We start from the raw sequence: 15,020 nt of genomic DNA, 5'->3' as shown, positions 1-15,020 counted from the left end.
AAGAGACAATACTGAGCGAAGCCTTTTTATTAAGGAACGTGCAACGACTAGTCGAAAGACGTAGGGTGTAAGCAAATGACACTCGAAATGGGGAGCAACTCAAGTAGTTGAAGATATAGTCTAATCTATGCGGTGACGTATAGCAGTTCATAAGAGAACGGGCGTGACGTTGCGAATCATGTTGAATATAAATGATTGATAATCTCTTAGATGGACTGAAAGAAGGTCGTATTAAAGCGGCTGAATTCGGTCAAGGTGTCGATAAAGCTATGAAGGAAACCCTTGAAGGTACTAATATCTCAGCTGAACAATTGCAAAAATGGGGACAAGCTGTAGCTAATGGCGGTAAAGAAGGTTCAGCCGCTATGACTGATATTGCTCTAGCATTATCACAAGTTGAAAATGAAACGAAGAAAAACGAATTAGGTGCAAAACTATTCGGTACGATGTACGAAGACCAAGGCCAAAATATAATTAATACATTGCTAGGTGCAAAAGAAAAAACAGTTGATTTTAAAAATAATCAAGATCAATTGAATGACTCAATAAAGAAAATGGATGCGAATCCAGCTGTTAAAATGCAAAAGGCTTTAGGTGATTTAAAGATGGCGCTAGAACCAGTGTTATCAGTTGTAGCTGATCTGGTATCTAAATTTGCTGAATGGGTTACTAATAATCCAGCACTTGCAGCGACACTTGCAGCCGTAGCAACTGCCATTGGTATAATTTCGGGTGCAATTATGGCACTTGCGCCTATAGTTGTAACGGTGATGAGCATTTTTGGAGTCGGGGCGGCAGTAGCGGCTGGAATAGTTGCCATTGTTCCTATTATCATAGCCGCTATAGTTGCTTTAGGTGTAGCCATTTATAAAAACTGGGACGATATCAAAAATTGGACAATAGAAACCTGGAATTCTATTAAAGAATACTTAATAGGACTGTGGGACAGTATAGTTCAATTATCTAGTGAAGTTTGGGCTTCATTTTTAGAAACAATGCATGCATTTTTTGATCCCATTGGTCAATTTTTTAGTGATTTATGGACAGGTATAGGTCAGATATGTAGTGATACATGGAATTCCATAGTTGAATTCTTTTCTGGGGCGTGGGCTTCATTCACAGAAATGATGCATAGTTTCTTTGATCCAATAGGTGAATTCTTTAGTAGCTTATGGTCTGGAATTGTTGAAACGGCTTCCTCTTGGTGGACATCTTTAGTTACAACGGCATCCGAATTGTGGGGAATGCTAACACAAGCATGGCAAGAAACGTGGAATACCATTCTTACTGTTTTAGATCCAATTATTTCAGCAATTTCAACAATTTTAGAAGCAGGATGGTTACTTATTCAGGCGGGAGTACAAATTGCTTGGGCGGCAATATGTCAATATATTATTCAACCAATCCAAGAAGCTTACGATTGGGTAAGTACAAAAATTGGCGATTTAGTTAACTGGCTTAGTACACAATGGGAGATAGCAAAGGCCGCCGCTCAAATTGGATGGGGTTTATTTAAACAATATATCACTCAACCAGTAAAAGAAGCATGGGACTTAGTGAAAGAAAAGTTTAGTGATTTAGTTTCTTGGTTAAGTTCAAAATGGGAAGAGATTAAATCCTTTACTTTAGCAGCTTGGAACTTAATCAAACAGTATGTTATTCAACCAGTTCAAGAATTGTGGAATTGGACGAAAGAAAAGCTTGGAGATTTAGTATCATGGATTAATGCGAACTGGGAAAAGTTAAAGTCCTATACACTTACAGCATGGCAGTTAGTTTATAAATATATCATTGATCCGATTATTTCGACTTATAATGCAGCGAAAGAAAAATTCGAGAGTTTATATAATTCAGCAAGAGAAAAATTTGACGCTGTAAAAAATGCAGCACAAGAAAAATTTGAAGCAGCGAAAAGATTTATTATGGATCCAATAAGGGATGCAGTTGATGGCGTGAAGGGATTCATTGATAAAATCAAGGGATTCTTTGAAAATCTGAAACTGAAAATCCCAAAACCTGAAATGCCTAAAATGCCACATTTTAGTCTGCAGACTGGCACGAAAAATATTTTAGGTAAAGATATTGAATATCCATCTGGAATCAACATAGATTGGCGCGCGAAAGGTGGTATCTTCACTAAACCAACTATCTTTGGAATGAATGGTGGAAACTTGCAGGGTGCTGGTGAAGCTGGACCAGAAGCGGTTTTGCCATTAAATAAAAAGACACTTGGATCTATTGGTGAAGGCATTGCTAAAACTATGATTGGTACTACCGGATCTATGAGTCAATTAATGGGTGATATGAGTCGCATGATGGATAGTTCTATGAGCCAGTTATCAGGATTAAAAACTGTTATGAGTGGTGTGTATGGAAGTATGTCAAATAGCAGACAAGCTATGACAAATAACACCACAAACCAAGCATTCAATTATTCGCCTGGTCAATCTGGTGTTAATGGAGCTCTACCAACACAAGGTGGTGATTTAGTAATTGAAGTTCCTGTTATTTTGGAAGGACGAGATGTAGCGCGCGGTACTTTTAAATATACAACCGAGTATCAAGATAGAGAAACAGCAAGAAACTCAGCCTTTTAGGTTTGGGTTTCTTTTATTTTATAAAGAAAAGAGGTGTTAACATGAGTTCTTTTACATTTAACAATCAACGAAAAAACTTTGTTCAAATAGAAAAAGGATGGAAAAGACCAGCATGGGCACCATTAAAAAGGAATTTTCTAAGTGTTCCAGGTTATCCAGGGGCAAGGTTATTAAACACACAAACTGACATACGTGTTCTTTTGATTCCTGTTGGAATTATAGTCCCTGATGGATTGGATTTAGAAACGCTGAAAGAAGAAATCGCAGATTGGCTTATTACAGAACAGCCAGTAGAGCTTATTTTCGATGTAGAGCCAAACAGAACATACCTAGCTGTTGTGGACGAGGGGTTTGATCCAGATGAATTCGTCACTCTGGGTAAAGGAATCCTTAAATTTATTTGTCCGATGCCTTATAAGTTAGGTCCTGTACAGAAGAAAATCATGGCTATTGATGGGGACGGCGACTTAAAAACTGAATTCCGTAACATTGGATCCGTAGATTCTAATCCTATTATAGATATCACTGTAGGAGCGATGAGTCCTTTCCTTGATGTATGGAACCGTGATGACTATTTCCGAATTGGCTATCCTACTGGGATTCAAAACAAGGTAGTCAAGAAGGAAGATATGGTCATTAAAGATGAAATGAACACGCTAACTCCTTGGACTAAAGCAACTGGGAAGATTGGCAACTATACATGTACTGGTGATATGGAAGTCATCAATAACGATTACTTCAAAACTAAGCTCTACGGAGACGGCACTGGCTGGCACGGTCCTATCTACACAAGAGACATTTCAAACGGTCCATTAACCGACTTTAAAGCGGATATGAAAGTAAAGCTATTCTCTTCTTACATGAACCAGGTAGGAAAAATAGTTTTAATGTTTCTAGCTCAGGACGGATCAGTTATCTCCGAGTTAAACATGAATGACGATTACGCTAGTCATGTTAGGACGAAAGCTAATGCTGTCATTGGTGGCACTAAAACGCTAGTAGATACAACTGGATTTTATGATACTACATTTAATGATTTCAGAGGTCACTATTCTATAGCAAGACGAGGCACGGAATGGAGTGTTTACTTCGCTAAAGCAGATGGACCAAACGGAGTAGACGGGACTTCTCTTGTGGAACGCTGGAATGATGTAGCTAAAGAGAATCCCGCAACGTCTAAGTCAATAGCGAAAGTAGCAATTGCTTTCCTGCAATACGGAGCTTTATCTACTCCTATGGATATGTGGATTGAGGATTTAAAAGTATGGAAACTTTACAGCGTAAACGTAGATGAAACTCCTTATATTTTCGATGTTGGAGACAAAATCCAAATAGATACAGAACGTTCACTTGTAACGATCAACGGAACAAATGCAATTGCATTAAAAGATATATTCAGTTCATTTCCTGTTGTAAAACGGGGACAAAATGAAATTATAGTACGTCCAGCCAATGTGGGAATAGCCGAATTAACGTATAGGGAGCGATTTAGATGAGAACACCAAGTGGGGACTTACATGTTGTTGATTTTAAAACAAGTCAAATCGTTTCGAATATACAGCCAAAAGACTACTGGGATGACAAACGACACTGGGAAATTAAGAATAATATCGATACATTAGAGTTTAGAGTATTTGAGAATACAGATTATGCTGCGACACTTGTGCAACAAAATTTAGTGTTAAAAGAAGTGCGTGGTGGTAGGATCGTTCCTTATGTAATTACTGAAGCAGAAAAAGATTCTAATGATAGGTCATTGATGGTTTATGCATCTGGTGAATGGATTCAGCTTGCTAAAGCAGGAATTATTGAACCACAAAAAATTGAAAGTAAAACATTGAAACAATGTATGGAAATAGCCCTTAAAGGGACGAAGTGGGAGATAGGTAAAACAGAACATGATGGGGCGCATTCATTTACCGTTGATGAGTTTATTGATCCATTGAGTTTACTTAAAAAGATTGCGGCTTCATTTGAGTTAGAAATTCAATATCGTGCCGAAGTTGTAGGTTCCCAAATAGTTGCTCGTTATGTGGACATGGTTAAGAAAAGAGGACGAGATACAAGGAAAGAAGTAACTCTCGGTAAAGACCTAATGGGAATTAAACGTATTGAAAACTCTCAAAATATTTGTACCGCCTTACTAGGTTACGTTAAAAAAGAAAATGAAGAATTCATTACAATCTCAGAAATAAATAATGGTGTGCCTTATCTTGTGGATGATGCAGCTTATCAACGTTGGAATGAAAAAGGAAAACATAAATTTGCTTTCTATACTCCACAAACAGAAGATCAAGATATGTCTCCACAGAGACTTATGACTCTCATGAAAACGGAAATAAATAAACTTGTAAATACTTCTGTTTCTTACGAAGTTCAAGCTCAAAGTATTGGTCGAGTATTTGGACTAGCTCATGAGCTAATTAATGAAGGAGATACAATCCGAATTATAGATACAGGTTTCATACCTAAGTTATATCTTGAAGCGCGCGCGATTGCTGGTGATGAATCATTTAAAGACCCTACACAAGATAAATATATGTTTGGTGACTATCGTGAAATTGTTGATCAAAATGATGAGTTGCGAAGATTGTATCAACGTATTCTATCTAGCTTAGGGGATAAGGTCCCAAAAGAGCTATTCGATGAGCTATCTAACCGTGTAGATAATACAGAATTAACTTCTGATGAAGCTAAGAAGAGAGCTGAGAAAGCGGAGAAAGAATCAAAAGTAGCAAAAGACTTAGCTGAAGCTACAGCTGACTACTTGGAGAAGAACACGGCTAATGTTATTGAACAGCCTACAGCTCCCATAACTGGCTTAAAAGATGGGAAAACGATATGGATTGACAATTCTAATCCAAATGAAAGAGTGCAAAAGCTTTGGAAAAATGGTCAATGGGTGAGAATTACGCCTGATACACAGCCATTAAAGGACTCTATTGCAAAAGCGCAACAGGACTTAACTAAGGCACAGCAAGACCTAACTAAAGCGAAACAAGATATTACCACAGCTCAAGGAGACCTGACTAAAGCGAAACAAGATATTGACGCAACGCAACAAGAGATTACTAAAGCGAAGCAGGACATTGCCACTACAAAGACTGACTTGACGAATACTAAAACTCAGCTTCAAGGAGAAGTTAATAAAGCAAATGAAGAGATTACCGCACTACAAACTTCTGTAAAAGATAAAGTAGATGCTACTTGGGTAAACAAGCAAATTGAAGGCAAGGCTGATAAGTCAGGCGTGTACACAAAAGAGTACATTAACGATAACTTAGTAGGGAAACAGGTCTATGAAACTGACAAGCAGGGTAATGTTAAGAAATTTACTGACATGAACACGGCTATAGAGCGCAATGCTACAGCTATTACTTCTAAGGCTGAACAATCAAGTGTTAATACACTTAACGATAACCTGACAGGCGTTACTAAGCGTGTTACTAGTGTTGAGCAGACAGCTACAGGGCTTACTACTCGTATTACTTCAGCAGAGGGCAAGATTAATACTGCTACTGGCGATATTACAAGCCTACAAACTAAAACTAACGAGATTAAAAACACTGTAGATATGAATAAACAAGAAATCTCAAGCTTAACTAAAAAAACAGACAGTTTAGAATCTAAAACAAACACGATTAAGCAGACCGCTGACAGTAATACGCAGAAGATTACTAGTGTAGAGCAGAAGACTAATGTGCTTGACGGAAACATATCAGACCTTGCGAAGAAATCCAATGAGATTAAGCAAACCGTTGACAGTAACACGCAAACAATCACGAAGGTAGAACAAAATGTAACTACTGTAGGCGGTAAAGTTGATACTCTGACAAAGACTACTAACGAGATTAAGCAAACGGTTGATACTAACACCGCAACTATTGAGAAGATTGAGGGCTCATTCGTTAACGCCAACTATTTAGTAACTTCTTCAGCTAACAATGAATATCCTGAGTTTGCTGACGATAAAGGCGGTCACATTACAAATAGAGCTACTGGAGTCTTTGAAAACAACTACTACAAGTTATCTTCTACAGATGGACTAGACTCCTTTTATCAGATTGGTAGCTACAAGTTGAATAACTTGAGAGGTTTTACTATCGGAAAGGATTACACCTTATCAGCAGACCTCATTGGTAATGCGGGATATGCGCATTTAGTAGTATTTGAGCACAATGGGACTGGCTGGTCTGAAGCTGGACAGAATCCTATTAAGATTAATCCTGATACATTCACACGAGGAGCATTTACTTTCAAGTTGCGTCCAACTGCTAAAGCTTTTATGATTCGCATTCGTTTCCCTATGAGTGCAAATTCTACAGGTAAATACCTCTGCCTTAAAGATGTGAAACTTGAGGACGGATCAATCCCGACAAAATGGACTGACTCTATTGTTAGTAATACAGATTTTACTAAGACTACAAATGAGATTAAGCAAACTGTAGATGAAAACTCGCAGAAAATTACTTCTATTGAGGACAGAGGCTCTGTAGGTACTAACTTGATTTACAACTCGGATTTTTCTCAGCGAGATGGAGGACTCCCGCTAGGTTGGAACTGGGGAACTCCTGCAAAGATTTCTTATCAAGCTCCTTGGGATGATGACAAGCGAGCAGGAGTAGTCTTCTTTGACCGTCAAGATTTACCCGCAGGATCACCTGCCCAAATCATTAGCGGTTACTCTAGTAGATTCCCTGTCACTGTAGGTAAGGAGTACACTTTCAGTGTTTATGTATTTGTTTCTAAAGGGACAATGACAACTAATAAATATGCATTCATCTTAGAATTTTTCAATAATTCAGGGACTCGTGTGCAATATCAAGATATTAACATCACAGATAGTCAGATAACAGAGATGGAAAAATCAGGGTTCATTCGCATTAGTGCTACTGTAAAGGCTACTGCTACAGGCACTGTAGAGGGATGCATGCGGTTAGCTCTTTTCCATAATGGGCGTATCGCTTTTAGAATGCCTCAAGTTGAGCAAGGGAAATATGCTACAGGGTGGAACTTATCTGCAAATGACTTCTCTACTCGAAAAGGTCTTGATGATATTACTGTGAAAACAAGCGAAATTAAACAAACTGTAGATGGTCATACGCAATCTATTACAAGTGTGACACAGAAAGCAAACACGCTAGAAACGAAGACTAATACTATTGAGAACACTGTGAATAGTAACAAGCAAGCAATCACAAGTGTAACGGATAAAGCGGGCGTTTTAGAAAAGAAAACTTCTACGATTGAGCAGAACGTTAACAGCATTACTCAGTCATTGAAAAGTGTAACAGAGAAAGCGGGCGTTTTGGAAACGAAGACGAACACCATTGAAACTACTGTGAATGGTCACACGCAATCAATCTCAAGTATTACAGGTAAAGCTGATACATTGGAGGGCAAGACAGGAGCTCTAGAAACGAAGACTAATACTATTGAGAAAACTGTAGATAGTAACAAGCAATCAATCACGAGTGTAACGCAGAAAGCAAACACGCTAGAAACCAAAACAAACACGTTACAACAAACAATGGATTCTACAACGTCACAGATTAAAACAATTTCTACAACGCAAGGGAAACACGGAGATTTAATTACTGAACAAGGGACTTCTATTACACAGTTGAACAATCAAATTGGCTCTAAAGTGACTGAGAAGCAAGTCCAGGATTACGTAGGCGGGCTCGGTAACACTAACTTAATCATGAACTCCGCTTTTGAGAAGAGAGAGATTCACCCGACTAGCGGAACAATTACAAAGCGTACTCCTAGCTTTGATAAGTGGCTAGTTCCTACAGGAGCAACTGTAGATGTTGCGAGACATCATGACGGATATAGCTCTGCAAAGTTGGAAGTTACAGGTCAAACAAATCCCACTTACTACGGTATTAACCAAGTAGTCCCAGTAGTAAGCAGAAGTGGAATGTATGTTTACTCAGCATGGATTTACACAGATGCCAAGGCTACTTTTGAGGGACAAGGCGGAGTCATCAAAATGCAACTATGGAACGGTAGCACGGCTCTTGATACTGTACAGACAGAGCTTGAGCCTCTTCTAGTTAATGGCTCATGGGTATTCGTAAGTGTAAAACTAGGAATGCCTAATAAAGATGTGACGCACATTAGAGGGGAGATATGGGTACGTAAAAACGGTAGATTGTGGGTTTCACAACCGCAGCTACAACAAGGGTCAAACCCTTCTACATTCATGGAAAACCCTAAAGATATGGGGAACTATGATGAAATGATTGGCGAGATTGCTAAGAAAGTAGCTACTTCTGATTACAATCAGAAAGTAACTTCAATGGAGACTTCAATCAATCAACACACGAAGGAAATTAGCTTGAAAGCCGTTAAGACTGAAGTGTATACGAAAATAGAAGGTGACGGGCGTTACGGAAGTAAAGCAATCGTAGAACGTCATGAAGCGGAAATCAAAACACAAGCCGACCAAATCAACTTGCGAGTCCAAAAAGGTGATATCGCCTCTACGATTAACCAAACAGCTCAGTCTGTATTGATTCAGGCTGCTAAGATTAACCTTAGAGGGGCTGTAACTGCGGACTCAATCGACTCAGGTATCTTACGTGGAACGCAGATTTACACGAATGCAGATACATCAGGTAACTATCTGAAACTTGAGAAGCAGAATCTTACTTTAATGAAAAGCACTCAAGCTAGGGGATACTTTGGATTTATTGATCGTACAGATGCAGGGATACAATCTGCTTTAGTGTTAGGGAATGACTATACAGTTAATAAAACTCTTGAGGGCTCTCTTGTACTTGACCACGTTGTAGAAGGTAATGCGTGGACAAAGGCGCAAGCATCTATCGGTATTGCCTCAGGAGGTAAGACGGGCAATGAAATCAATATGAGCTCATACATTAAATTTCAACGCTACATGAATGCAATGTTTATAAGGTCTAAAGGTCCTATAGAGATGACCACTGAAGATGGTGATATCCGCATCTATGCTAAAGGTAGTTCAAACGGACAAGGTCTGATGAGGTTTGAATCTAATATAGGTACTGATTTTAAATCAAAATCAGGGACATGGACATATAGAAACTCTGACAAACAGCTCGCTGATACGTGGAGTATGAAAGTGTTAGATGATCCTAACGGATACGGCGATGTAGATATCAACATGGGAAATCAGATAACTTTACGTGTTCCTAGAATGTATCCGTACACTCAGGAAGGATTACAAATTAAAAATAACAAAGGAAATGACTACGCAAGTATCTCTTGTGCAACTGTAATCTACAGTTCCCTAAGTCAGCGCTCTACTCGCCAGTTAAAGACTGCAATTAAAGACATCGGAGCAATCGACCCGCTAGCTAAACTTATGGAGCTTACACCTCGCCAGTATTACATGAAAGCGGACGTAAACAAGCTCTATGAGAAGCGCCAGGAGATAATCGACAGTGGATCAGGTGAGAAACTACCAACTTATGAGGATATCCCTCATCAATATGGATTTATCGCTGAAGAAGTCCCCGAAGAATTTTCTACACCTCAAAGGAAAGCTGTCAATATGTATCCAATTATCACTATGGGTATTGCTGGCACTCAAGAAGTATACAAGAAGCATCTAGCTTTAGAGGAAACTGTCAAGGCGCAAGCTACTCAGTTAGCAACGCAAGAAGACAGAATCGCACGTCTAGAAGAATTATTACTACAACAATTAATAAATAAGAAACCAGAGCAGCCATAAGCTGGTCTTTTTTTATTGCCTAAAAAAGGAGAGGAAAAGATGGATCGTATTGATGTATTATTAAAAACGTTTATTGCCACTTTCGGTGGCTTCTGTGGATATTTCCTGGGAGGGTGGGATGAAACATTGAAAGTTTTAGTTACAATGGCCATCATTGATTACCTGACAGGGATAATCGCTGCAGGGTTTAATGGGGAATTAAAAAGCAAAATAGGTTTCAAAGGCATCGCCAAAAAGGTGGTGCTTTTTCTTTTAGTTGCAGCTGCTACACAGGCTGATGTGGTTGTGGGAACAAATAGTGCTATTCGTGAGGCAACAATCTTTTTGTTCATCGGAAATGAGTTGCTATCACTTTTAGAAAACGCTGGGCGTATGGGAATCCCTTTACCTTCAGCGCTAACAAATGCAGTTGAAATTTTAGGCGGCAAACAAAAACAAGAAGAGAAAAAAGGAGATGTTCAGTAATGGAAATCAAAAAAATGTTAGTACCAGAAAGTCGTTATTCAGTTTTATGCCCATATCCAATGAATCCAACGGAAATTACATTCCACAATACTTACAATGATGCTCCAGCATTAAACGAACGTAATAATGTCGCTAACAATAGTACAGGTACCTCGTTCCATATCGCTGTAGACGACAAAGAAGCTATCCAATTAATTCCGTTTAATCGAAATGCTTGGCATGCAGGTGATGGGAATGGACAAGGTAACCGTCATAGTATCGGCGTAGAGATTTGTTATTCTATGTCAGGCGGAGAAAGATATCGTAAAGCTGAATTGAATACAATTCAAGTGATTCGTCAGTTAATGGACATGTTCAATATCCCAATTTCTAAAGTTAAAACACACCAAGAAAGAAACGGTAAGTATTGCCCTCATAGAATGATTAATGAAGGGCGTGTGCAGTGGTTTAAACAACAATTAGTTTCTGGTGTAACAATTCAAATTCCAGAAACACCACAGATTCCAGAAACACCACAGATTCCACAACCATCAATTACAAGTGGGACAGGTGTTGTTTATATTACTGGTAAAAACGTGAACTTACGAAAAGGACCAGGTACTCAATATGATTCAATTAGAAAGCTAAATGCACCTGAAAACTATAAAGTATGGGGACGTTCTGGAGGATGGCTTAATTTAGGTGGCGATCAGTGGGTTTACGAAAACTCAGAGTGGTTACATTTCGAAGCGGATGGACAATCATCCACAACTTCGCAACCTTCAAATGATGGTGTAGGGGTAGTTACTATTACAGCAGATGTATTACGCGTTCGTACTGGACCAGGAACAAACTACGGTATTGTAAAAAACGTGTACCAAAGTGAAAGATATCAGTCTTGGGGATATAGAGATGGTTGGTATAATGTTGGTGGTGATCAATGGGTTTCAGATGAGTATGTAAAGTTTGAAAGGTAAAAAAATTATATGGATGTAAATGTGAAGTTCTTTTTTTACAAAAGAATAGTTTTATGAACAAAAATTATTATCTGGTTCTATATGTAGATAATTATATATTGATTTTCATCTTTATAGATGTTAGTGTAAAGGTACCGTTTCTTATTTATCTATGAACCAGTATCTGTAGAACGAATAGATTAATTTGAAAAAAATCCCCTTTTGCACCTATATGCAGAAGGGGATTTTTGTTTTTATGAGATTTAAAATTTACTTTTAGATAATGCCTTTAATATAGGATTTATAATTTTACTCAACAAACGAAATGCGTTAAATATTGAACGAACGACCTTCATAAAGTTAGAGTTCTTTTTCATTTGGTATGTACCGTCCTTTAAATCTGATTATAGATCAGATATCTTTCTAACTTCTTTTTCCTTCGCTTTAAATTCTCTTTTATATTGCTTGAAATCTTGTTTATCTACTCTGAACGTTTCCCCAGTAGCAACGTTTTTTACTAAATATGTTTTAAATGCAAATTCTCTTAATAAAAAATAAATCAAAAATAATAGCAAAGATATCCCAAGTGTAGGGATTGATAATAATATAGCGACAGCCGTTAATGCGATCTCTAATTTAGTATCGGTTCTTTTTAGAATTAATTTATTTCCAGCAGCAGCTTCAGCTTGCTTTAATTGCTCCATACGTTGTAGCGATGCTACAGTATCATAACTCATGAAATAACCACCTTGTTATATTGTTAGTTTACTTGATTAATATTCTTTGTCCATTTTTCGAAACTCTGACTGTGTAAGTCCATATGTCTCTGTTGTACAACCTGCTAACAACATAACAGGTAATGCTAAAGCTAACATTTTACGTTTCATTGTCACATACCCCTTTGAATACTTAATTTTGTGTGTCTCTTATCTCATTTAATGTAGAACCCATCGTGTCAATATACCCAAACATAGCCCCTAAGTTTGCTTCGGCTTTTTCTATATCATTTTCATCTAAACCTACAAATACTTGGTCTATTGACTGTTTAATTACTTTCACGTCGTCTCTTAATTGTGTTCGATAGTAATCATAATCCTTAGGCGGTTCTATAGCTGTTAGTTTGTCAAGATTTTCCTTGAATACCCCTAATTGTTGCTTTAATTCAACTTGATTTTCTTTTGAAGTTTCATCTTTTGCAAATATTGGTTTTGTAGCTTGTAACTCCTTTGCTACTTCTTTAGCAGTTTCATCTATATTTTCTTGATACTGTTTTAATGTTACAGGAGGAGTAACCTCTTTTATTATTTGTTTATCATCACTTGCTCGTTCTTCAGCTAATGTTCTATTTGCCTTTTCTTCTTCACTTGCTACCTTTTTAGTTTCTTCTTTAACTTCTTCTTTGACCTTTTTATCTTTATCTTTCATTTCTGACTCTGTTTCTTTTAGTGCTTTATCTAGTTCTTCATCCACAGTCTTCATGAAATCTTCTTCTCGTAGCTTTACTGTCTCCGATTCCTTCTTATCCTTTGACTCTGCATCTTTTAGGTTGTCAGTCTTTTTATAATCTTCAACTTTTACATTATCAGTTTTCTTCTCTTCAGCATTATCTTTAGAACATCCTACTCCTGCTACTAATATAAGCGGAAATGCTAAATATATTAGTTTCTTTGCTTTCATAATTCAAACCCCTTTAATATTAATAGTGTTATTATTCAGTTCAAACATACAAGTAGAGCCTTTTATTTCTTTGGTGTATAGTTAATTGATCCGTCTGTTGTACTTGATGTACCTTTTCCAAATGAATTATGATCCTGCTTAATAACATCTTGTTTGTTCTTAATTGCTTCTTTCAATGCATTAGGATCCTTATCGTTCATATCGGCAAAGAACGGTTGCCATGTATACATACCGCTATCTATCCCATCTAATGCACGTTCTACTTCTTCTTTTACTTTCTTTTTATCATTTCTAGGGTCTTCATACTTCTTAAATGCTTTCTCTACCTTAGGTAAATAGTCTCTTATATCTTCTATACCTTCTTTGATAATGTATTCATAGTCTGTATACTTTTTAGGTACTTCAACTCTTTCTAAACTATCTAATTGACTATAAATTTTTATAATAGTGTCCTTCGGTTCACCTTCATAGCTAGCTATTGAGAATGCATCAGACTCTTTCTTTAACGTTCTTATTGAATATTTAAGGTCTATTAATAAATCGAACATATAGTCAGGGAATTCTGTGGAAGATATAGGTATCGTATGCTTTTTATTAGTCTTATCATTACCTGACCTAGTTTCTTTCGCACTAGAATTTTCTTTTTCCTTATCTACCTCTGTCTGGCTTTCTGATTTCTTGTCAGACTTTTTCCCACTTCTTTGTTCTTCTTCATACTCCAATTTTGCTAATGCACCTCTGAGTTGCCTTTCTATTTCTTCGTCTTTATAATGCATTCTTTTCATATCTTCTATCATTTTATCTGCTTTAAACTCTTTGTCTACTTTTCGAAATTCTGCTTGTGTAAGTCCATATGTCTCTGTTGTACAAGCTGATAATAACATGATAGGTAAAGCTAACGTTACAAGTCTCTTTGCTTTCATTTTCTTATTACCCCTTATTGTGTTGTATGATTGTATGTAGTACTAAAAGTTACTTTATTTCTTTGCATGTGCCTCTATTTGCTTATCAAGTGCTTTAGCGTAAGCATCTTTGGTTTCTTGATTTAACTCATAAATTGCTTTATCCCACTGTTCACCATCTACACCTGACATATGTGGAGTGCTTTTTAGTAAGGCTTCTTGAATCTTCTGTTCATCTTCCTTATTAGCGTCTTTCAGTATCTTTGTTCCTTTTCTTGCGTCTTCTACCCCTTCTTGTACAAGTTTATGTATGTCATTATACTTATCAGGTACTTCTATGTTTTCCATACGGTCTAAGGCTTCGTCCATAGAATCTACTGTTTTTAGTACATCTTCATAGTTCTTCTTATCATTCATCGCCTTACCTGTTTTTAGTAACAGTGTATCCTTTTGGGTTTGAAACTCTAACAGTTGCTCACAAATATAATAAGGATACTCTTTTTCGGATATTACTGTTTTCGAAATGGCTTTACTAGTTTTCTCAGTCTTAGGAGTAGAATTTTTATCTCCTATCCCGCAACCGAACAATAATAGAACTGGAACTGTTAATGCTATGAGTTTCGTTGCTTTCATTATGTATTCCCCTTTTAGAAAGTATTGTAATTAATTAACATATTGTACCATAACATAAATTATAAATATTGGATATACAAATTTTCTATCT

General features: G+C 37.2%; 8 protein-coding genes and 1 pseudogene. 5 read left to right on the top strand and 4 right to left on the bottom strand.

What is annotated here, in order from left to right:
- Positions 1-194 precede the first annotated feature (194 nt).
- The 5 genes and pseudogenes from MKY90_RS19140 to MKY90_RS19120 form a co-directional block, all read left to right on the top strand.
- Positions 195-2,597: pseudogene (locus MKY90_RS19140) on the top strand (DUF2207 domain-containing protein); the annotation flags it as partial.
- Between the two features lie 41 nt (positions 2,598-2,638).
- Positions 2,639-4,093, top strand: a complete 1,455-nt coding sequence (locus MKY90_RS19135; protein ID WP_341092323.1) for a distal tail protein Dit — start codon at positions 2,639-2,641, stop codon at positions 4,091-4,093.
- Positions 4,090-10,317: a phage tail spike protein gene (locus MKY90_RS19130; RefSeq protein ID WP_341092321.1), complete on the top strand. Its 6,228-nt coding sequence runs from the start codon at positions 4,090-4,092 to the stop codon at positions 10,315-10,317. Before MKY90_RS19135 ends, MKY90_RS19130 begins: the two co-directional genes overlap by 4 nt.
- Before the next feature lie 39 nt (positions 10,318-10,356).
- Complete coding sequence (locus MKY90_RS19125) at positions 10,357-10,782, top strand: phage holin family protein (protein ID WP_341092318.1); 426 nt, start codon at positions 10,357-10,359, stop codon at positions 10,780-10,782.
- Entirely contained in the window at positions 10,782-11,738 is a 957-nt protein-coding gene (locus MKY90_RS19120) for an N-acetylmuramoyl-L-alanine amidase (RefSeq protein WP_341092317.1), read from the top strand. Before MKY90_RS19125 ends, MKY90_RS19120 begins: the two co-directional genes overlap by 1 nt.
- Positions 11,739-12,121: 383 nt before the next feature.
- Here the strand turns inward: MKY90_RS19120 and MKY90_RS19115 are convergent, their stop codons facing one another.
- The 4 genes from MKY90_RS19115 to MKY90_RS19100 all read right to left on the bottom strand — a co-directional run bounded on the left by MKY90_RS19115 (position 12,122) and on the right by MKY90_RS19100 (position 14,929).
- Positions 12,122-12,454 carry a hypothetical protein gene (locus MKY90_RS19115; protein ID WP_341092315.1) on the bottom strand — a complete coding sequence of 111 codons (333 nt, stop codon included), beginning with the start codon at positions 12,452-12,454 and terminating at the stop codon, positions 12,122-12,124.
- 172 nt (positions 12,455-12,626) lie between these two features.
- The gene (locus MKY90_RS19110; protein WP_159146992.1) at positions 12,627-13,394 is read right to left on the bottom strand and encodes a hypothetical protein; all 768 of its coding nucleotides are present in this window, start codon (positions 13,392-13,394) and stop codon (positions 12,627-12,629) included.
- A 62-nt stretch (positions 13,395-13,456) separates the two neighbouring features.
- A complete protein-coding gene (locus MKY90_RS19105) occupies positions 13,457-14,317 on the bottom strand; it encodes a hypothetical protein (RefSeq protein WP_176523465.1) in 861 nt (286 codons plus the stop codon).
- 54 nt (positions 14,318-14,371) lie between these two features.
- Positions 14,372-14,929: a hypothetical protein gene (locus tag MKY90_RS19100; protein WP_159146991.1), complete on the bottom strand. Its 558-nt coding sequence runs from the start codon at positions 14,927-14,929 to the stop codon at positions 14,372-14,374.
- Positions 14,930-15,020: the final 91 nt, after the last annotated feature.

It is taken from the genome of Bacillus sp. FSL P2-0099, from assembly GCF_038007445.1.
Taxonomy (GTDB): Bacteria; Bacillota; Bacilli; order Bacillales; family Bacillaceae_G; genus Bacillus_A; species Bacillus_A mycoides.
The sequence above is the reverse complement of the archived record's forward strand: the minus strand, read 5'-3'. Positions and strand labels throughout refer to the sequence as shown.